The sequence below is a fragment of the Bacillus sp. L_1B0_5 genome (genome assembly GCF_000836715.1).
Taxonomy (GTDB): domain Bacteria; phylum Bacillota; class Bacilli; order Bacillales; family Bacillaceae_G; genus Bacillus_A; species Bacillus_A thuringiensis_S.
In genome coordinates, this window is record NZ_JXIS01000103.1 from 15,733 (window position 1) to 36,865 (window position 21,133).

Sequence of the window (21,133 nt, forward strand, 5' to 3'; positions counted from 1 at the left end):
AGGAAAGAACTATGGCTTCACCTGAAAATGTTATTTTAGTTCATGAAATTTCAAAGCTGAAAACAAAAGAAGAATTATGGAATCCGTATGAATGGTATCGTTTGATGAGGGATAATAACCCGGTTCATTATGATGAAGAGCAGGATGTATGGAATGTTTTTTTATACGATGATGTAAATCGTGTTTTATCAGATTATCGCTTATTTTCAAGTAGAAGGGAGCGCAGACAATTCTCAATCCCTCCTTTAGAAACTAGAATAAATATAAACTCTACAGATCCACCAGAACATCGCAATGTACGCTCCATTGTTTCTAAGGCATTTACTCCAAGAAGTTTAGAACAGTGGAAACCTCGAATACAGGCTATCGCAGATGAACTTGTACAACATATCGAAAAATGTAGTGAAGTTAATATCGTTGAACAATTTGCTGCACCTTTACCTGTTACCGTTATTTCTGATTTATTAGGAGTCCCAACAACAGATCGTAAAAAAATTAAAGAATGGTCTGATATTTTATTTATGCCGTATAGTAAAGAAAAGTTTAATGATCTGGATGCCGAGAAAGGGATAGCATTACATGAATTCAAAGCATATCTTCTACCGATCGTTCAGGAAAAGAGATATCATTTAACCGATGATATCATTTCCGATTTAATTCGAGCTGAATACGAGGGCGAAAGATTAACAGATGAAGAAATTGTAACCTTTTCATTAGGTTTATTAGCGGCTGGGAATGAAACCACTACAAATTTAATTATTAATAGCTTTTATTGCTTTTTAGTAGATTCACCTGGAATTTATGAAGAGTTAAGAAAAGAGCCTAACTTAATTTCAAAAGCGATTGAGGAAGTATTACGCTATCGCTTTCCTGTTACATTGGCCCGGAGGATTACAGAGGATACAAATATATTTGGTCCTTTCATGAAAAAGGATCAGATGATTGTTGCGTGGGTTAGTGCAGCGAATTTAGATGAGAAAAAATTTTCACAAGCCTCTCAATTTAATGTACATCGAACAGGAAATGAAAAGCATTTAACTTTTGGGAAAGGTCCTCACTTTTGCTTAGGAGCACCACTTGCACGTTTAGAAGCTGAGATTGCATTAACTACCTTTATAAATGCTTTTGAAAAAATAGAGCTATCTCCATCTTTCTGTTTAGAAAAATGTATATTGGAAAATGAACAAACATTAAAATACTTACCTATTCGATTGAAAGTCAAATAAAAATCTTAACAAGGTGCATACATTTGCATCTTGTTTTTTGTTTCTCAATTGTGAGTTTTAGATAATTACCTTAATATGGAATTGTATGAAACGTAGAGGAGGATTCTTATGTTGACTTGTAATGGAAGTAAATCATTTCAAAAGTTTATTAAAGGTGTTACAGATCTTATGGAAAACGGTTTATTTGAAGAAGAAATAGTGTGTGGCATTGAAAAGTTACTAGAAGAACTTTTAGAAAAGAAAACATGGCTTCCGTTAGATAAACAGAAGGCGAATTTGACTCAATATGCACGACATTTATTGTATGAAGATCCGCTCAAACGTTTTGAAGTACTAGCTCTCGTATGGAAAAATGGACAATCTACCCCTTTACATGATCATGATGGCACATGGGGGGTAGAAGGCGTTTTTTCAGGAAGGATTATGGTGCAGAACTTTATACAAACGAAACAACTTGGTAATTCACTTGTTTATTTAACACATACAGGAAATCTTTATTTGGGAGAAGGAGAAACTGATAAAGTAATTCCGCCAGCAGATTGTCATATTCTTGAAATCAGCAAAAATGAAAGCGTTATTACGATTCATGTCTATGGAAAACAGTTAGAAAAGTTTAAAGTATATATCCCAACTGAAGAAAAAAATGTGTACATGTGTGAGACAAAATACATTAGTTACAATTCATAGTTTAAAATCCAAAGCTTTTTAAAAAGAAAAGCTTTGGATTTTATTTTTAATTATTTCTTGACCTGAAACGCTTTTCATAAATTATAAATAAGAAGTACCTCACGAGGATTGTATGAAAACGATACCTAATAATTAATTGGAACTCGTGTATTTATAGAAAGTGGTGAAGAAATAATGAAATTAATCGCAATTGATTTAGATGGAACTCTTCTTTCGGGGAATAAAATGATAAGTAAAGAAAATGCAGAAGCAATTCGAACATGTCAAGAAGCTGGCCATGTCGTAGCAATTTGTACAGGACGTTCTATTGTTGACATTGAGCGATTATTGTTAGAAGTTGATTTAGAGTGTCCAATCATTGCGGAAAATGGCGCGCTTATATATAAAGATAAGAAAATGATGAAGAGATATCCAATTCAAAATATGCAGGCACTTGAAATTGTAGAATATCTTGAAGAGAATGGTTTATATTATCAGCTCTATACTGATAAAGGTGTGTATGTCCCGGATTATGGAGTAGAGAGTGTACGTAATGAAATTGAGTATGTGAAGAATTCAAAAGAAAATTTCGACTTGAAAGAGTTAGAAACAATCGCAGCATTATATCTTGAGCATACAGCGTTTCATAGTGCGGAAAGTTGTAAACCAATTGTAGAAACAGATATACATGTGCATAAACTATTACCATTTTCTTATGATATTGAGAAATTAAAAAAACTAAAAGAAACATTTCTTCATAATACAGATTTAGCAATTACATCTTCATATTGGCACAATTTAGAGATTAATCATCGAGATGCTCAAAAAGGGAATGGATTATATACTTTAGCAGAACATCTTAATATTCCGGTTGAAAACACTGTAGCGATAGGTGATGGGCTAAACGATGTTTCAATGATGGAAAAAGCGAACATATCAATTGCAATGGGGAATGCAGTTGAAGAAATAAAAGCAATGTGTAAACACGAAACGTTATCAAATGAAGAACATGGTGTGGCACATGCTTTATATAAATATGTAATGTAATTAAAAAAAGAAAAAAGAATCCAAATGGATTCTTTTTTCTTTTTTATTAGGGGTAAGGTATTCTATGAGATTCATAGAAGCCTTATTACATTTCATTATATAGAATATATTGGAATAAATGTTTATATTTTTCATAAAAATTGTGAATATTTTATGAACTTTATACTTATTGCATGTTTATACCGCTATTAGTGAGGCGTATGACTCTCAAGTGAAAATTCAGTGAATGTAAGGAGGAATTCAAGTTACCTAGACAATAAATGAGGAATGAGCGAAATATATACTAATTAAAGGTGTATTCAGTATGTATATTCTTTTCTTATTTTAATTGAAAAATAAAATTTATTTGAATAATTATTCTACAGCTATATACCTACACTAGCTTTCTTCGTATAATGGAGAAGTATGAATTTTAGATTTGTATTAATTTTACATATTGAGGTGAAAAAGGAATGAATTCGCGGCTAATGGAACTTATTGATGTGAGTACAATAGAAACCATGGCAGAACAATTTTATAAATTAACTAACATATCACATCAACTTCTTGATGCTGAAAAAGAGTGTGTTTTTTCATTCGGAATGAATGAGATAAAAAAGAGTAAACTTCCAAAGATTGAAATCCCCATTTTCTTATACAATCAACATTTAGGTTCTTTTGTTGTATGGTCCAAAAAAAGTGAAATTTTCAGTTGTCAAAAATACTTTGAAATGCTCTCAAGTTTAATTTTAGATGGCGCAATAAAAGTATTTCAAAGTAAAAATACAACGTTGCTTTCTCGAAAAGAGGAGGAACTACATACGATTTTACAAAACATGCCTGTTATGGTCGATGCGCTTGATTATAATGGAGATTTTGTTTTGTGGAACCGAGAATGTGAAATTGTAACAGGTTATACCGCTGAAGAAATAATTGGAAATCCAAATGCACTGCAATTATTGTATCCTGATCATAGTTATCGGCAGCAAATACAAAAGAAATTTTTAACTTGTGGAAAGAATTTCAGAGATTGGGAAATGCACTTAACGTGTAAAAATGGTGAAATCAAAACAATAATGTGGTCGAATATATCAGAACAGTTTCCTGTAACAGGATATAGTTATTGGGCTGTTGGTGTAGATATTACGCATTTAAAAGCGATAGAAGAGCAGTTAAAACAACAAACATCTGAACTGGAATTAATTTTTAAAGCTTTACCAGATTTATGTTTCTTAACAGAAGATGATGGCACGATTATTGATTACAAGGCAGGATCTCCTACGAAGTTTTACGTACCCGCAGAAGCTTTTATGGGAAAAAAGTTTTACGAAGTATTACCATCTTCAGTAGCGCAGCAGTTTCAGGAAGCCATTAATCAAGTGAAGGAAAAAGGAACGAATGTAATTGTAGAATATCCACTCACACTTAATGGAAGTATTGATTTCTTTGAAGCTAGGTGCTTACCATTATTACGTGATAAAATTATGATTATTGTACGCGACATTACAGAGCGAAAAAAGACAGAAGAATTGTTAAACAAATCAGATACGCTTGCAGCAATTGGTCAATTAGCAGCTGGTGTAGCTCATGAAGTGAGAAATCCTTTAACTGTAATTAAAGGTTTTATACAGTTATTCCAAATTAATAAAGAAGATCAAGAAAAATATTTTGATCTTATGCTTTCTGAAATTGAAAGGATAGAAGCGATCCTGCAAGAATTTCTGTCAATTGCTAAAACAGATGAGATAAATACAGAAAAGAAAAATATTTATCAAATTTTTAAAAATGTCGTATCGTTAATGAATACAAAAGCAATTATGACAAATATTCAAGTTGAACTATTTACGGATGACAAAGATATAATTATTGAATGCTCAGAAAATCAATTGAAACAAGTATTTATTAATATTTTGCAAAATTCAATCGAAGCTATGCCAAATGGTGGGGAAATTTCAATTCACATAAAAGAAATAAATGATGATGGTGTCATCATTCATGTAATAGATGAAGGAATAGGCATACCTGAAGAAAGAATTAAGAGATTAGGTGAACCTTTTTATAGTACGAAAGAAAAAGGGACTGGTATTGGATTAATGTTAAGTTATAAAATTATTGAAAGTCATCAAGGGACAATTAGTATCATGAGCGAGGTTGGTGTCGGGACAACGGTAACTATTTACTTACCGAAAGTACAAAGTAAACAACCTCTGTCGAATTGTGACGATAAATGTATAGCAGTACGCACTAGTAGTAATTCTTAAATCACTTAATACCCAATAACAAAGCGATTAGTGAAAGCTAAGCTTTTTGTTATTGGGTATTTTTATATTAAATTTAGTAACCTTTACTTTTTCTTTACCTTTGTTTTAATTTCTATTAAGTTTTAAACATTATATTAATATTTGTACAAAGCAATGTATAGAAAATGTACATTACTTTTAATATAGAAATGTGATTATTATTTGGAATATTGTAAGGAGGAGATTATGACGAGGTGAAAAAGCAAGAGAAGAAAAGTGGTAGAGTATTACCTCTCCGGTTAAATATTTTATTCCTTTGTGTATTTTTATTATTTTCTGGCATTATTATTCAGTTAGGGAAAGTGCAAATTTTTGATGGAGAAACATATAAAAATGAAGTAGAGAAGAGAGAAAATGCAACCGTGGGCCTTTCTGTACCACGTGGGAAAATATTTGATCGTGAAGGAAATCCAGTAGTTGATAATAAGTCTTTACGTACGATTACATATACAAAGGTGAAAGGTGTAAAACAAGAAGAAATATTAAAATCAGCAAGACAACTTGCAGACATTATTGAAATGCCACAAGAAGATATTGATAAGTTAACTGAGACTGATAAGAAAGACTTTTGGATGCAATTAAATCCAGAACTTGCTCAAGACTTAGTATCCAAAAAAGAAATAGATAAGTTCCGAAATAAGGATATTACCGGAAAAGAGCTAGACAAAAAAATAGAAGATTTAAAAAGGAAGCGCGTTACAGATAAAAATCTTCAAGAACTAACAGCTAAAGATATAGAAGTGTTAGCTATTAAAAGTAAAATGACCTCAGGTTTTCAAATGGCACCTCAAATTATTAAAAAGGACGTTAGTGAACAGGAATATGCGGTGATTAGTGAAAATTTAGCGAACCTCCCAGGGGTAGATGCATCAGTTGATTGGGAGAGAATCTATGTAAATGATGGTCTATTCCGTTCTGTCCTTGGTAACGTTTCAAATGCTGATGAAGGATTGCCACGTGAAAGATTAGATTATTATTTAGTGCGTGATTATAGTCGAAATGATAGGGTCGGCAAAAGTTATATCGAACAGCAATACGAAGATGTACTTCATGGTACAAAAAAAGAAGTAAGAAGCATTGCTGATAAACAAGGAAATACTATTAGAACGGAAACTGTTACTGAAGGGAAAAGCGGTAAAAATTTAACTTTAACAATAGATATGGAATTGCAAAAAAAAGTAGAGGAGAGCATAGAAAAAATATTAAAACAATATAAAGGATCAGAATCAATGTTAGACCGTGCTTTCGTAGTGATGATGAATCCCAAAAATGGTCAAGTATTATCAATGGCTGGGAAAAAGCTTGTAGAAAAAGACGGGAAAATGGAAGTAGAAGATTACGCTTTAGGCACGCTGACTAGTTCTTATGAGCTTGGATCAACGGTTAAAGGTGCGACAGTGTTAACAGGGTTTGAAACAAATGCAATAACTCCTGGAACACATTTTTATGATGCACCTATGAAGTTTAAAGGAACTAAGGAGAAGAAGTCTTGGAAAAATTTTGGTGATATAGACGATCTAAGAGCGTTACAAGTATCTTCAAACGTTTATATGTTTAATATAGCATTAAAAATTGCTGGAGTGGATTATGTGAAAAATAGTTCACTAGATATTAAACAAGAATATTTTGATAAAATGAGGTATTATTTCAGGCAATTTGGATTAGGCGTACAAACTGGTATTGATTTACCAAATGAAACTGCAGGACAAATTGGAAGAAAAGATAATCAGCCTGGTTTCTTATTAGATTATTCTATTGGACAATATGATACGTATACACCACTTCAGCTTGCACAATATATTTCGACTATCGCAAATGGAGGGTATCGAATGAAACCACAAATTGTTCAAGAGATTAGAGAACAAACCGTTCAAAAAGATGAGGTTGGTAAAGTAGTACAATCAATAGAACCCGTTGTTTTAAATAGAATCGATATGAAACAAGAATATATTAATCAAGTAAAAGAAGGATTTAGAAAAGTATTTCAAGAAGGAGATGGAACGGGAGTAAGAGCGTTCCAAAAAGCACCATATAAACCAGCTGGTAAAACAGGGACCGCACAAACTGTATATGGTGGAGAAAATGAAATTGGGCGAAATGCGAAAGGCGATCGTAGAGAATGTTATAACTTAACATTGGCTGGATATGCGCCATATGATGATCCAGAAGTAGCATTTTCTGTTGTAGTACCGTGGGTTGAAAATGATAAATCGGGCATTAACTCCGATATTGGAAAAGAAGTTTTAGATGCTTATTTTGATTTGAAAAATAAGCGATTAACTGGTGAAGCGCCAAAAACAGATAACTCTAAAGAGAATTAAAATGGACGAAACGTCTCTAGCATTCATGTGAACTAGAGGCGTTTTTATCTGGGGATAGATTGGAAATGAGGTATATATGAAGCTGTTTATTCTAAAATATTGGAGGAACATATGTAGCTACATCTTAATTATAATAGGGGTTATTTTTATTAATAAGTCATTTTTATTTTGTATGGTAGAAGGAATTTCGATGCAACCTACTTTAAATGAAAAAGATTATATACTTGTTAATAAGGTAAACGTCTGTTTATCGTCTTTTCATTATGGGGATGTTGTCATCATAAAAAAAGAAGACGAGCCTATTTACTATGTGAAACGAATTATTGGATTATCGGGGGATAATATACAATTAAAAGAGGATGAGGTATATATTAACGGTAAAAAGCGTGATGAGTCGTATATACATTTAGATATGTTACAAGTATCCAATCGTTTTTCAAATTTTAGAGAAATAAAAGTTCCTACGCATAAATTATTTGTGTTAGGTGATAATCGTAATCATAGTAAAGATAGTAGGAATACACTTGGACTTATTGATGAGTCAAATATAATAGGTAAGGTAGAAATGGTATTTTATCCATTTGATCATATAAAATGGATAAAATAATTCTATTAACGATTCACATTTTATAAAATAAATCATATATTGATAGCATAGGACAAGCAGAAAAGCTTGTTCTAACCTCACAGAACACTCCTTATCACGGTTAGGCATCTACATAGGTAGATGCTTTTTTTATGTTGATGACTGAAAATTATTTATCAACATAATGTAACAAGCACTTTAGGACTATTAGGGGACGATTACATGTACAAATAACAGTATGTATGCTTAATTAAAACAGTGAAATGTAAGGAGTGAGGAATAAGTGCTAAATATTTTAGTGGTTAATTTTCCAGCAGAGGGACATGTAAACCCTACATTAAATTTAGTAAAAGCCTTTACTGAACGAGGGGACCACGTACATTATATTACAACGGCAAACTTTAAGGATAGAATTGAAGATTTAGGAGCTACTGTACATACTCATCCGGATCTATTAAAGGAGATTTCTATTGATGCTGAAACCTCATCTGGGTTAAATGCTTTCTTTCATGTGCATGTTCAAACTTCTTTATATATATTGGAAATTACGAAAAAATTATGTGAAAGTATAAATTTTGATTTCGTAATTTATGATATATTTGGCGCGGGAGAGTTAGTAAAGGAGTATTTACAAGTTCCAGGTGTAGTTTCCTCACCTATATTTTTAATTCCTTCAGAGTTTTTGAAGACATTACCTTTTCATCCAAATGCAGATATACCATTCCAACCAGAGGAGATCTCTGAAAAATTACTAAATCAGATGGAACATAAATTTGGAGTAAAACCAAAGAATAATCTTCAATTTATGAATAATAAGGGTGATGTTTGTTTCGTATACACAAGTCGTTATTTCCAACCTAATAGCGAATCGTTCGGAGAAAATAACATTTTTATTGGACCGAGCATTTCAAAGCGTAAAACAAATATAAAGTTTCCACTGGAATCACTTAAAGAGAAGAAAGTTATTTACATTTCAATGGGAACACTGCTTGAAGGACTCGAACCATTCTTTAATACTTGTATTGATACTTTTTCAGATTTTGATGGGATAGTTGTAATGGCAATTGGTGATAGAAATGATATTTCAAAAATAAAGCAAGCGCCAGATAATTTTATAATTGCTCCATACGTACCTCAATCAGAAATATTAAATGAAGCAGATGTTTTTATTACACATGGTGGTATGAATAGCGTACACGATGCCATTCATTATAATGTCCCATTTGTAATAATACCGCATGATAAAGATCAGCCTATGATAGCGCAAAGATTAACTGAGCTTGAAGCGGCACATAGACTATTGAAAGAACATGTTAATGTGCACACTTTAAAAGAGGCTGTAACAGATGTTCTTTCAAATGAAAAGTATAAAAATGGTATAAGAAAACTGAATGATAGCTTTATAGAATGTGGTGGTTCAAAAGAAGCAATTGCAGTTATTGAATCTCTTTTAAATAAATAATTGTAATAATATAAAAGCATAGAGGTTCTCACCTTTATGCTTTTATATTCCTATCCAGCAAATTGCACAGCAGTATTTGCATGTAAAAAAGCAGTATCAAAAACGGGAATAGTGAGATCATTTTGGGAGATGAGTAAAGGTATTTCAGTACAGCCTAATAATATACCTTCAGCGCCGTTTTGAATTAATGATTTTGTAATTTGTAATAACTTTTCTTTAGATGTTTCTGAAATGATCCCTCTACTTAATTCATCTAATATGACATGGTGGATAAAAGTTCTTTCCTCGTCATTTGGGATAATTGTCTCAATGTTATATTTCGCTAATCGTGATTTATAGAAATCTTGCTCCATCGTTTGTTTTGTTCCTAATAGTCCGATACGTTTTATATTCTGTTCTACCATTTCTTTAGCACTTACATCACCAATATGAAGAAGCGGGATAGATATTGCTTGTTCTACTTCCTCGGCAAATAGATGTACGGTATTTGAACACATTAATAAACATTCAGCCCCAGATTTTTCAACTTTCTTTGCAACTGTAACTAGTTCATTTTTCACTTCTTCATATTGATGGTTTTGTAATAAAGTAGTTACTTCACCAAAATCCATACTATATAAAACTAACTTTGCATTTTGATCGTATTGAGAGAGTGTAAGCGTATTAATATGTTTATAGTATAATGATGTAGATTCCCAACTTAATCCTCCAATCAAACCAATAACTTTCATAATGCATTCCTCCCGAAACGATTTTGAATTCATTATTTCGCAATTCCGATAAGAAAACAATGATTTAAATGTGCCATTTAACAAAAAATAAAAATAGTAAGAAAAGTGTTGAAATTTACACTTTTTAGTGCCATAATACGAATTACAAATTAATACTTATCCAGAGAGGTGGAGGGAACGGCCCTAAGAAACCTCAGCAACCCCTATGCAATTTTATAGGAAGGTGCTAATTCCGCAGAGGACACGTTGTGTTTTTTGAAAGATAAGAGGATTCTTGAACGTGAAAGAAAATGACCTCTTATATAAGAGGTCATTTTTTGTTGTATAGAAAGGGAGTGTAGATGCATAATTCATTTTTAAATTAAATATAGAGTAATAAAAGTTGACTAATATGAGAGGGGAATTGTAATGAACAAATTATCAACAAAGTTAGTAGTAGCAATCGGTATTGGAGCAGCATTATACGGGATATTAGGACTTTGGGGATTTTCTATTGCACCGAATACATTTATTAAACCAGCATTAGCTATATTAACTGTTTTTGGAGCATTATTTGGTCCAGTGGCAGGACTGTTAATCGGACTTATAGGTCATACAGTAACAGATACGATTGCTGGCTGGGGGATTTGGTGGGGCTGGGTTATTAGTTCAGGGATTATTGGTTTTTCGATGGGTCTTATTCAAAAAAGAGTTGGTTTTAGTGTGAAAAACGGGTCGTTTAACAAGGGGCATATTTCTTATTTAGCAATTACTGGGTTAGTTGGTATTGTCATTGCTATTATATTTGCTGGGGCATTCGATATTATTGTGATGGGAGAACCATTTGACAAAATTGTTATACAAGTATTAGGAGCAACAATTTCCGATGTTATCGTTTTCTTAGTAGTTGGATTGCCACTTACAATTGGCTTGGCAAAATCTAATAAGAAACATACACATTTAAAAATTGAAAAGTAGGGATGTTAACATGCAACCAATTATTTCGTTTGAACAATTTACCTTTCAATATGGGCATGCTGCGCAGCCTACTTTAAGTGATATTACCTTTCATATATACCCTGGAGAAAAGGTGCTAATTGCTGGACGAAGTGGTTCAGGAAAGTCGACATTAGCTCATTGTATCAATGGGCTAATCCCATTTTCTTATGAAGGGATTAGTACTGGTAACGTTTTAATTGCTGGAAAAGATCCGCGAAAAGGCAGCATTTTCGAGCAGAGTAAAAATGTGGGAACAATTTTGCAAGATCAAGATGCTCAATTTATTGGTCTGACAGTAGAAGAAGATGTAGCTTTTTATTTAGAAAATGAATGTGTAAATCAAGATGACATGAAAAAGATTGTTTCGGACTCATTAAGAAAGGTGAAGATGCATACGTTTCATAAACAAAGTCCACATGAATTATCAGGAGGTCAAAAGCAAACAGTTTCTCTTGCTGGTTTATTAACAACAAATGCGGATATATTATTGTTCGATGAACCGTTAGTGAACTTAGATCCACTAAGCGCCGTACATACGATAGAACTTATGAAAGATATACATGAGCAATATAATAAAACGATTGTTATTATCGAACATAGGATAGAAGAAATTTTAAAGCTGGATTTAGACAAAGTTATATTAATTGATGAAGGTAAAGTCATTGCAATAGGAACACCAAAAGAAATCTTAGCGTCAAATATATTGCCACGTATTGGCTTAAGAGAGCCTATTTACATCGAAGCATTAAAGAGATTACATTTTGATCGTAATAATGACGTAATATATCCAATGGAAAACCTTCAAAAAGAAAAGATAGGCAACGTTCTAAAAGAGTGGATGGAGGAGAAACAAGTCATATTAAAAGGTAATACTAAAAACAAGGAATTACTTAAAGTGGAGAATTTATCATTTTCATACCCTAATAAACAAAAAGTATTAGAAAATGTAAACCTTTCAATATATGAAGGAGAAATTGTGGCACTATTGGGACATAATGGAGCAGGGAAATCCACATTAGCTCATAGTCTTATAGGCATAAACAAAATAAAAAATGGGAAAATCTTGTTAGAAGGTGAAAATATTAGTTCTTGGTCTATTCGTAAACGTGGGAAAATCATATCTTACGTGATGCAAAATCCAAATCATATGATTACACAGCCTACTGTTTTTGAAGAAGTTTCATTTACATTAACATTACATAATTTTTCTAAGGAAGAAATTAAGAATAGAGTAGAAGGAACTTTAAAAATTTGTGGTTTATATCCATTTCGTAATTGGCCAATTCAAGCACTAAGCTATGGGCAAAAAAAGAGATTAACAATCGCATCTGTATTAACAACAAATCCTAAGCTTATCATATTAGATGAACCGACAGCGGGACAAGATTATTATCATTATAAACAATTTATGTCGTTTATTAATAACCTAGCTAAAAAGGGTATTTCATTTATTTTTATCACTCACGATATGAATCTCGCACTAGAATATGCAGACCGTGCAGTAGTTCTACATGAAGGGGAAATTATTGCGGATAATACAGTGTCTAATGTATTTGGTGATCAAGAAACGTTACAAATAGCTAACTTAAGAGAGAGTTCTTTAACCAAGCTTGTTAAATTTAGTGGGATTGCATGTCCGGAAAAATTTATGGAACTTTATTTAGATAGTAATAGGAGGGAGGAAGGTGCATAGTACATATTTTCATCGTATGGATGGGGTAGTGAAATTGTTTTTATTTATTTTTTGTATGACGCTTACTTTTTTGTTTTTTGATTTTCGGGTGTTGCTAATATTATTTATCATTGGGTGTATCGGACTCAGCATTGCTAAAATTCCATTTCATAAAATTTTAATTGTTTTTAGTGTCATATTTACATTTAGTTTATTAAACTCTGTCATGATTTTATTTATTACACCAACTCATGGATCTGAATTAACTGAATCATATACCTCGTTTTTACATATTGGATATGCAACGATTACATATGAAACATTATTTTATGCAGCTACACTTTCATTAAAGTATTTTACGTTATTACCATTTACACTTCTTTTTATATACACGACAGATCCAAGCGAATTTGTAAGTAGTTTAAGTAAACTTGGTATCCATTATAAGATTACATATGCAATAAATATTGCACTACGTTATATTCCTGACATCCAGTCTGAGTATAAAATTATTAAACACGCGCAAGAAGCGAGAGGAGTGGCTTTTGAAAAAGGAGAAGCAAGTTTATGGGTTCGTATGAAGAACCGTGTTTTAATTTTCTGGCCACTAATCATTCATTCTCTAGAAAGAATAGATACGGTTTCAAATGCAATGGATTTAAGAGGATTTGGAAAGAAGGATAAACGTACATGGTTTTATACAAGTAAGGCGAAACGTAAAGATTTCATCGCTTTATTTGCCGGTGTTTTCATATTCATTGTTGCGGTATATTTAAAATTAAACGTATTTCAAAACTTTTGGTATCCATTTTAAAGCACTCTTTAAACGAGTGCTTTTACTTATTTTTATGTAGACATGCTCAAAAAAGGGATATACACATAATGTATAATACGAACCAGTTAAAATGATCAACTACCTATTAGTTTTCAAACCAAAAGGAGGAGAAAATATGAGTTACGGTGGTTCTTGTGGTTTTGGTGGAGGTTTCGCTTTATTAGTTGTGTTATTCATTCTATTAATAATTGTAGGATGCAGCTGCTGGGGCGGAGGATACTAATTTTTAATTAGTCTTCACAAATGTAAACTAAAAAAACATTGAAGATACTTATGTATCGAAACAAATAAAAAAGGAGCAACTATGCCCCTTTTTTATTTGTTTAAATGCGTATTCTTACTATATTTCGGGAACGTAATCGTTAAAGTTGTTCCTTTACTAACGATACTTCGGATTTTTAAACTTCCATGCATCGTCTCAATAATCTTAACAGCAACCATCGTACCTAAACCAGTGCCTTTTGTTTTTGTACTAAAATACGGTTCACCGAATCGATTTATTTGCTCCTGTGACATTCCAACTCCGCTATCTTCAATTCGTATTTCAACTTTACTATTATTGATAGATGAGGAAATATTTAAGGTACCACCATTAGGCATTGCTTCAATACTGTTTTTTATTAAGTTTAAAAAACATTGTTGAAAGTGCTGTTTATTACCAACAATGGTTGCCTCAGAAAAATCCTGTGTAATATGTATCGTATTCATATTACATAATGGCAATATCATATTAATAACTCGATTTAACTCTTGTTTTACTGAAATTTGATCTAATTTTTCTGGAGCAGGTTTGGCAAACGTTAAGTAATCATCGATAATTTCTTGGGCACGATTTAACTCTTCAAGTATATGTTTAATATATTCGTCTCTTGATTCAGGAGTTAAATTTGGTGTTTTTAAAAGCTGTGTAAATCCTTTTACGACCGTTAAAGGATTCCTTACTTCGTGCGATATACTTGCAGCGAGTTGGCTAACAATCTCCATTTTTTCCATTTTAATTAATTTTGAGCGCATTAATACAGCATCTTTTATAACTTCATTTATATAAACAATAAATAACATTAAAGTAGTCGGTAATACCATGAAATAAATAATATATAAATTATTCACTTCAAAATCTGATAAAGTTAATACAATTACAGTTGTAAATATTGCTAGGAAAAAGGTTAAAAACATGGAAAAAGCTACTTTAAGTTTTCTATTATATGTATTAAATTTTGAAGATGCGAGTGCTGTAACGATGAACATTATTCCGTAAACAACGACTGTTAGCATGTTAAAACCATAAAATATAAATCTTGTAATTAATAAAATTGTAAACAATATGATACCGACAGGGAATCCACCATAAAGCGTACCTATTATGACCGGAATTTGTCTTAAATCATGAATACAACTTTCATCCATATAGATAGGGTATCGCATACATAAAATAAGCGGGATACTAGAACAAAGGGTAATCAGTAGTATTTTATATTTCTTTAAATAGTGCCGGCTATCATATATGAAATAAAAAACAAATATACTACATAAAATGTATAGAAGATTATTTAATACGTTTTGATTAATATAAACAAAGTCCATAATATTTGCCTCGTTATTCTGAATTTACTTAACATATGTATTATACATGATAACATATGTTAAAGTGAATAAACCTTGTTAATACAAGATTTGTTTGGCTTTTTGTTATAAAATGCAAACATTCTACAAGCGTTAGCTATCCAAAGATACTTTTACTAAAATTTTTTACTCCTTCTTCCTGCATGTTCGGTAAAACATGAGAATAAATCCTAAGAGTTAATGAATACACGGAGATTTCAAAGAGTTGTAGACAAGTTTTCCAATTGGGGTACAGCTGAAGAATTGTGTAAGGCAGTGAGGGATAAAAAAGAAATAATTCCAGTAAGGGTTTATTTGGGAAGTGGCTTTAAAACTGTTGTTGTCGAGTACATGCGGTAGTAAAAGAGAGATAGACATATTAAAAAAGTAGAAATTGATGTTAGTAGCAACAAACTTTTAATAGTGAAGGATGGAAATGTAACAGCAGTCAATCCACCAATGAGCGGATTTGGTGAGCAAGTCGCGGTTTGGATAAACGGTAAGGTTGATCGTGTAGATGTGAAGTGAAAATCGTAATAAAAAAGAGCTATGAGTGGAAAGGCTCATAGCTCTTTGTATAAGGATAATGGTTTTATAGGTAAATATTGTTATAAAACCCCAAAAAAATTCAATGTTAGTAAATTAATCGGTATATGATATGGATTTTATAGAAAGAGAGCAGCTAGTTGCTCGGCAGGTTCTGTAAGACAAAACAGTAGAGAATATTAACAGAATATAGAGGGTTATTCTAGTTGTTTGAACGTAGTTAAAGAAAGAATATCACTTACTATCAATGTTATTAAAAACTATCTGTGACTTTCATTTCTTTATTTTATTCACAAATAGTTCCAGTAGCTATTCCGGTTGGAGCGACACCTACTGGGACATTAGTGATAACAGTATTCGTAGCAATATCAATAACGGAAACAGTATTACTAGCTTGATTTGTAACATATGCTCGAGTGCCATCAGGTATGATGGTTACTTGATCAGGAGATAAACCAACAGAAATTGTATCAATCACAGTATTTGTCGCCACATTTATTACAGATACATTATTACTAACTTTATTTACAACGTAAATAAGATTTCCACCCGGTGTAATATCTATACCAACAGGTTCGGTACCTACGTTAATTGTATTAATAACTGCATTGGTAGTGGTGTTAATAACAGAAACAGTATTGCTGTTTTGATTCGTGACATACGCACGAGTGCCATCTAGTGTAAACACGATTATTCTAGGACGAATGCCAACAGGGATGGTAGCGATAACTGTGTTGGTAGCAGTATTAATGACAGAAATTGTGTTGCTTAATTCATTTGCAACATATGCAAAGGCTCCATTTGGGGAAGCAGTAATCCCTTGTGGAGCGATGCCAACAGGAATGGTATTACTAACTGTGTTTGTTGCCGCATTAATGACAGAAACTGTATTATTACCATGATTTCCAACATAAACAGTTGTGTTATTTGGAGAAACAGCTACACCTATTGGATTAGTTCCAACAGGAATGGTACCAATCACAGTATTCGTAGCAGTATCAATAACGGAAACGGTATTAGAAAAAATATTAGTAACATAGGCACGAGCTCCATTTGGTGAAACCGTTACTTCAAGTGGTGCATTACCTACAGTAATTGTATCAACTACTATATTTGTTCCGGTGTTAATTACAGATACTGTATCATTTGTAGGGTCATCTATGAGTCCTGCATTTGTAGCATATACTAGGAAATTACATGCAGGTCCGGTTGGCCCGGTTGGCCCGGTCGGTCCAGTAGGTCCCGGTGGACAATCACAATCTCCAGTAGGGCCCGGTGGTCCTTCAGGCCCTTGGATTCCTTGCACACCTTGAGGTCCAGTGGCTCCTGGTGGTCCTTCAGGCCCTTGAATTCCTGGCACACCCTGAAGTCCAGTGGCTCCTGGTGGTCCTTCAGGCCCTTGAATTCCTTGTACACCCTGAGGTCCAGTGGTCCCTTCCGGTCCTTCCAGTCCTTGAATCCCTTGGATTCCCTGAGGCCCAGTAGGTCCCGGTGGTCCAGGAATTCCCATTCCGGTCCCTGAACCAGTAGGCCCAGGTGGTCCTGGTGGTCCTTGAATCCCTTGTACACCTTGAGGTCCTTCCGGTCCTTCTGGTCCTTCAGGCCCCTGAATTCCTTCTACACCTTGAGGTCCTTGAGGCCCTTCAGGCCCTTCCGGTCCTTGAATCCCTGGCACACCTTGAGGGCCTTCCGGTCCTTCTGGTCCTTCAGGCCCCTGAATTCCTTGCACACCTTGAGAACCCTGAGCGCCTCTAGGTCCAGGAAATCCTCTAGGTCCAGTGGCTCCAGTCGGCCCCGGTGTTCCGATGTTGCTTAATAGCGAACTATTTAAGATTCCTTGTAAAATTAAGTTGAATGTTTGCTGTAATAAGGGGTCCGATATATTTGAACAATTTATAAGTGAAGACAAGCTTTGGAATAGAAATTGGAATAATGCTGAGATTTGAGTGAGAGATGCGGTAGGTAAAGAATTAATTAATTGATTTATAGTTCTTATAACTAAATTTCTATTTCGTGTATTTGGTTGTACTGCTATTAATAAATCATTTAATGCCTGTAATGCTGATTGGAGTATTTGTATAGTTGTTGGATTTGGTGTTGTGAAAAAAGAAAGGATGGCTTGATTTAATTGATTTATTATTTGCAATAATTCTTGTTGTTGAGCATTCGAGAAAAAAACAGGTGTACAGCAATTACTTTGATCACAAGGGGATATAGAAACAAAGCAGGGTTGCTGAAATTTATCACACGAATTTGATTTTCGATTATATCTCATAAATACCTCCTTTAAAAAATTAAATGTTAAGTAATTTTTGGTAAATTATTAGCAACTGAATTTGTAGGTATATGTTTAATTGAAATGTTTTTTCCTTCAAAGTATATGCCAATAAAATTGTGGTGTTCATATGGGGGATATAGCCAATACTTGGTTGCTAGGAGGAAATTGTAATCATAGGAAAGGAAATGAAGGTTACAAAGTTTATAGAAAAACGATTGTATTTTAAAAAAGCGTTATTGTAATAAAAGTTGAAGTTTATTAAAAAGAAGGAATGAAGGAAGATGTAAAAGATTTTGAAAGATCCATAAAAAAAGAATTCAATAAAATTCTGAATTCTTCTACACGTATTTTTATTTGTTAATCCATTTGGAAATAATAGGATAATGAAAGTCTTTTTCTTGTAGCACATATAAAATTCCTTTTATAGGTCCAAAAATTAACAAGAGAAACAGTATTAGATATAAAGGAGCTACCCGGAAAATAATCAAAGCGTTATTTGAAGCCAAGTCTAAATTAGACCAAAATAGCATTAAGATTCTTGTTATGAAAAGATTCCAAATTACCGTAATTATCCAAATGAATAGTTGGTAAAAAACAGCTTCAAGGATATTTTTCTGAATGTTTTGTGATTTGCATACAAAATAGAAAACCAAAGGTATATAAAAAATTGTGACACTAAAGAAAATAAGAATAAAAAAAGATAATAATGTAAGAAAATGCATAATTAATTTTATGTTCTTTTCTTGAGTTAGGATCATTAAGGTCCTCCTATATTTATGAGATTTGTTGTGCCTATTAAAATATGTACTGTTGGTAATTATAACATGAAAATGAATTGTAATAGAATAATGCATTAAAAAGAACAAGTAATAAATTAAACAAAAGCTTTATTTTGTTATAGATAAATAGGTGACTCAGCAATTGTGCTAGCCGAGTCACCTAGTACTATCGAACCAAATAATGTTCTTTTTCTATATGTAGTTATGTGGAGTTCTTAGAGGCTAGCCCAATAGACAATTAAGGGACAAATAGAATCATTTTAGAGAGTTTTACATTTTATTATGTTAATGCTACAACAGCAAGAGTTAAGCCCAACGTATTTAATGTATTAGAATATGGTCCTACATTAACAGTAAGAGTACTTGTTATACCTGGAGGTGTAGTGAAAATTGCGGGGGCTGATACAGAAGTGAATCCGGCTGTATATCCTAGAGAAGTACCTGATCCAATGATTGGATTATTATTCAGATACATAGTGATACCTGCCGAATTACCTCCTGGTTGAATGATAACTTGCACTTCATAGATTGCCAAATAGGTTCTTCCACCTTCAAGTAAAACAGTTGTTGGTGGTGTGAATGAGATTGCCGTGCCATTAGAATTTACCACGGTATCTAGTGGAATCGCAGAGTTTACAGAAACTATTGATGAGGTAGTTTGAACAACATTTAAACTGTTAGCCGTGGGAGATGGACAAGAACAAGGTTTGTGAATGTTAGAGTTGTTATCATTTTGATAATTCACAAATAATCAAGCTCCTTTACGTAAGATAATTTTTTATCCTATATAAAACGTAGCTTTTTTGTATCTAAGTTATTTTTAATAAGTTTTTAAAGATAAGTCGAATATTATTGGTCAGTCAACTCTTAAAAGTATTTGATACTCTGGGATTTAAAAGTGCATCTGATAAATATATATGAATGTTTTTTAAGGACATTACTGTAAGTTAGGAAACATAATAAAATTGTTATTTGGAACTGTCCATGAAAAAGAGCACCACCGAAAGTGCTCTTAGAAAATACATTTTATATTCTGTTTTGAGCTACGATTTTTATATTCTCTGGTGGAATGATATCTTGAATTTTTTCTTTTAAATCTACTTGGACCATTTCTTCAAGATGTTCAAGTGAAACTTCAAAGTTTATACATTCCGCAGTTGGGATGATTAATAAAGAATAATTTTCATTCCTTTTAACAACAAGATATTGCGATTGATCTGTTATTACTATACACCCTTGTTGAATGCCTAATTTACGATTGTCTTCAAAAGTCATAAATGTTTCTCCTTTTATATGTATTGCCGATAAATAGTTTACTACATAAATACATTGGTTCATATTGAGAAACCTTACATTAGTATTACAATTTCATATGGTTTCTGAATATCTTGTGGGCTAGTAATACGGAGAGTGTAAGAAGGTTCAATTGAATATTTAACAAAATCCTTATTTGAAAACAAGAGCCCTAGAGTTAGGGCTCTAGGGCTTCTTGTTTTGGTATTCTCACATGGTTTTTCAAAAAGAATAGAACATATTGAAGATAACATGTGAATGTTTCATAAATGTATCAAAAAAGTGAACAAAATTGCTATTGCAAAAGAAGCGGAAATGAAGTTTCTAATACATAAGTACGTGCAAGGTATTATTTCCATTGTATAAAATGCGTATGGGACACCTAATCTTTATTTTATTGGGGGAAAAGAATATGTTATGAACTTGGTTGAATGAAAAAATGAAAATTTTACTTTTAGAGTGAAACTAAACAAAAACGCTATTTGAATAAAAGAAGTTAGACAAGAATGAAGAATAGTCATTTCTTGAGCTGGGGAGGTTAACGGATATCCAAATTAAATAAGGGTGATTATGTGTTAAAAGGTAAAGTGATTAGTTTGTTTTTTGGAATTGTAATGGCAGTTTCATTTTTAAATCCGTTAGATATCAAAGCGGTTAATAGTAATGATCAAGAGCTTTATGATTCTTATAATACTTTATTAGCGCCATATGCAAGTCAAGTTATCAGAAGCAAGCTTGGACCAGATCATCAGTATAGTTTAACGGACACAAAAATTATAAAAATTGAACGTTTTCCAGAAGAAAGCTTTAATTTTATTGTTACAGTTCAATA

Annotated in this window: 19 protein-coding genes, 1 pseudogene and 1 riboswitch; of the genes and pseudogenes, 13 read left to right on the forward strand and 7 right to left on the reverse strand. The window is 32.6% G+C overall.

Going from position 1 to position 21,133, the window contains the following annotated elements; translation table 11 throughout:
- Positions 1 to 11: 11 nt before the first annotated feature.
- The 7 genes from RT27_RS26475 (at position 12) to RT27_RS26505 (ending at position 9,587) form a co-directional block, all read left to right on the forward strand.
- Complete coding sequence (locus tag RT27_RS26475) at positions 12 to 1,226, forward strand: cytochrome P450 (protein ID WP_016081442.1); 1,215 nt, start codon at positions 12 to 14, stop codon at positions 1,224 to 1,226.
- A 108-nt stretch (positions 1,227 to 1,334) separates the two neighbouring features.
- Entirely contained in the window at positions 1,335 to 1,913 is a 579-nt protein-coding gene (locus RT27_RS26480) for a cysteine dioxygenase family protein (protein ID WP_043938199.1), read from the forward strand.
- Between the two features lie 174 nt (positions 1,914 to 2,087).
- Positions 2,088 to 2,939: a Cof-type HAD-IIB family hydrolase gene (locus tag RT27_RS26485; protein ID WP_016081440.1), complete on the forward strand. Its 852-nt coding sequence runs from the start codon at positions 2,088 to 2,090 to the stop codon at positions 2,937 to 2,939.
- A gap of 452 nt (positions 2,940 to 3,391) precedes the next feature.
- Positions 3,392 to 5,179: a PAS domain-containing sensor histidine kinase gene (locus tag RT27_RS26490; protein WP_029442444.1), complete on the forward strand. Its 1,788-nt coding sequence runs from the start codon at positions 3,392 to 3,394 to the stop codon at positions 5,177 to 5,179.
- A 233-nt stretch (positions 5,180 to 5,412) separates the two neighbouring features.
- A complete protein-coding gene (locus RT27_RS26495) occupies positions 5,413 to 7,539 on the forward strand; it encodes a penicillin-binding protein 2 (protein WP_043938203.1) in 2,127 nt (708 codons plus the stop codon).
- A 76-nt stretch (positions 7,540 to 7,615) separates the two neighbouring features.
- Complete coding sequence (gene lepB, locus RT27_RS26500; RefSeq protein WP_029442446.1) at positions 7,616 to 8,146, forward strand: signal peptidase I; 531 nt, start codon at positions 7,616 to 7,618, stop codon at positions 8,144 to 8,146.
- A gap of 262 nt (positions 8,147 to 8,408) precedes the next feature.
- The gene (locus RT27_RS26505) at positions 8,409 to 9,587 is read left to right on the forward strand and encodes a macrolide family glycosyltransferase (protein WP_029442447.1); all 1,179 of its coding nucleotides are present in this window, start codon (positions 8,409 to 8,411) and stop codon (positions 9,585 to 9,587) included.
- A gap of 50 nt (positions 9,588 to 9,637) precedes the next feature.
- On the opposite strand, the gene RT27_RS26510 is transcribed toward RT27_RS26505, so the two are convergent.
- Entirely contained in the window at positions 9,638 to 10,318 is a 681-nt protein-coding gene (locus RT27_RS26510) for an aspartate/glutamate racemase family protein (RefSeq protein WP_016081435.1), read from the reverse strand.
- A gap of 153 nt (positions 10,319 to 10,471) precedes the next feature.
- Positions 10,472 to 10,587, forward strand: a riboswitch (SAM riboswitch).
- A 139-nt stretch (positions 10,588 to 10,726) separates the two neighbouring features.
- On the opposite strand from RT27_RS26510, the gene RT27_RS26515 reads away from it, so the two are divergent.
- The 4 genes from RT27_RS26515 to RT27_RS34190 all read left to right on the forward strand — a co-directional run bounded on the left by RT27_RS26515 (position 10,727) and on the right by RT27_RS34190 (position 14,026).
- Positions 10,727 to 11,275: an ECF-type riboflavin transporter substrate-binding protein gene (locus RT27_RS26515; RefSeq protein ID WP_001038211.1), complete on the forward strand. Its 549-nt coding sequence runs from the start codon at positions 10,727 to 10,729 to the stop codon at positions 11,273 to 11,275.
- Between the two features lie 10 nt (positions 11,276 to 11,285).
- Positions 11,286 to 12,989: an ABC transporter ATP-binding protein gene (locus tag RT27_RS26520; protein ID WP_043938205.1), complete on the forward strand. Its 1,704-nt coding sequence runs from the start codon at positions 11,286 to 11,288 to the stop codon at positions 12,987 to 12,989.
- A complete protein-coding gene (locus tag RT27_RS26525) occupies positions 12,982 to 13,782 on the forward strand; it encodes an energy-coupling factor transporter transmembrane component T (protein WP_029442450.1) in 801 nt (266 codons plus the stop codon). Before RT27_RS26520 ends, RT27_RS26525 begins: the two co-directional genes overlap by 8 nt.
- Positions 13,783 to 13,918: 136 nt before the next feature.
- A complete protein-coding gene (locus tag RT27_RS34190; protein ID WP_000120182.1) occupies positions 13,919 to 14,026 on the forward strand; it encodes a YjcZ family sporulation protein in 108 nt (35 codons plus the stop codon).
- A gap of 92 nt (positions 14,027 to 14,118) precedes the next feature.
- Here the strand turns inward: RT27_RS34190 and RT27_RS26530 are convergent, their stop codons facing one another.
- Both RT27_RS26530 and RT27_RS34935 read right to left on the reverse strand, forming a co-directional pair.
- Entirely contained in the window at positions 14,119 to 15,387 is a 1,269-nt protein-coding gene (locus tag RT27_RS26530) for a HAMP domain-containing sensor histidine kinase (RefSeq protein WP_043938208.1), read from the reverse strand.
- Positions 15,388 to 15,523: 136 nt separating this feature from the next.
- Positions 15,524 to 15,610, reverse strand: a pseudogene (locus RT27_RS34935) (integrase); the annotation flags it as partial.
- Positions 15,611 to 15,783: 173 nt separating this feature from the next.
- Between RT27_RS34935 and RT27_RS34195 the strand changes: the two are divergent.
- Positions 15,784 to 15,933, forward strand: a complete 150-nt coding sequence (locus tag RT27_RS34195; protein WP_080990788.1) for a DUF3954 domain-containing protein — start codon at positions 15,784 to 15,786, stop codon at positions 15,931 to 15,933.
- Between the two features lie 304 nt (positions 15,934 to 16,237).
- Here the strand turns inward: RT27_RS34195 and RT27_RS26540 are convergent, their stop codons facing one another.
- From RT27_RS26540 to RT27_RS26555, 4 genes are all read right to left on the reverse strand, one after another.
- Positions 16,238 to 18,226 carry a collagen-like repeat preface domain-containing protein gene (locus tag RT27_RS26540; RefSeq protein ID WP_043938209.1) on the reverse strand — a complete coding sequence of 663 codons (1,989 nt, stop codon included), beginning with the start codon at positions 18,224 to 18,226 and terminating at the stop codon, positions 16,238 to 16,240.
- A gap of 353 nt (positions 18,227 to 18,579) precedes the next feature.
- A complete protein-coding gene (locus tag RT27_RS26545; RefSeq protein ID WP_016081429.1) occupies positions 18,580 to 18,987 on the reverse strand; it encodes a DUF4870 domain-containing protein in 408 nt (135 codons plus the stop codon).
- Between the two features lie 301 nt (positions 18,988 to 19,288).
- Complete coding sequence (locus RT27_RS26550; protein WP_043938212.1) at positions 19,289 to 19,753, reverse strand: hypothetical protein; 465 nt, start codon at positions 19,751 to 19,753, stop codon at positions 19,289 to 19,291.
- A 281-nt stretch (positions 19,754 to 20,034) separates the two neighbouring features.
- The gene (locus tag RT27_RS26555) at positions 20,035 to 20,283 is read right to left on the reverse strand and encodes a hypothetical protein (RefSeq protein WP_016084535.1); all 249 of its coding nucleotides are present in this window, start codon (positions 20,281 to 20,283) and stop codon (positions 20,035 to 20,037) included.
- A 590-nt stretch (positions 20,284 to 20,873) separates the two neighbouring features.
- On the opposite strand from RT27_RS26555, the gene RT27_RS26560 reads away from it, so the two are divergent.
- Positions 20,874 to 21,133 (forward strand): DUF3888 domain-containing protein (locus tag RT27_RS26560; RefSeq protein WP_043938215.1); only part of this gene is annotated, 260 nt, incomplete at its 3' end.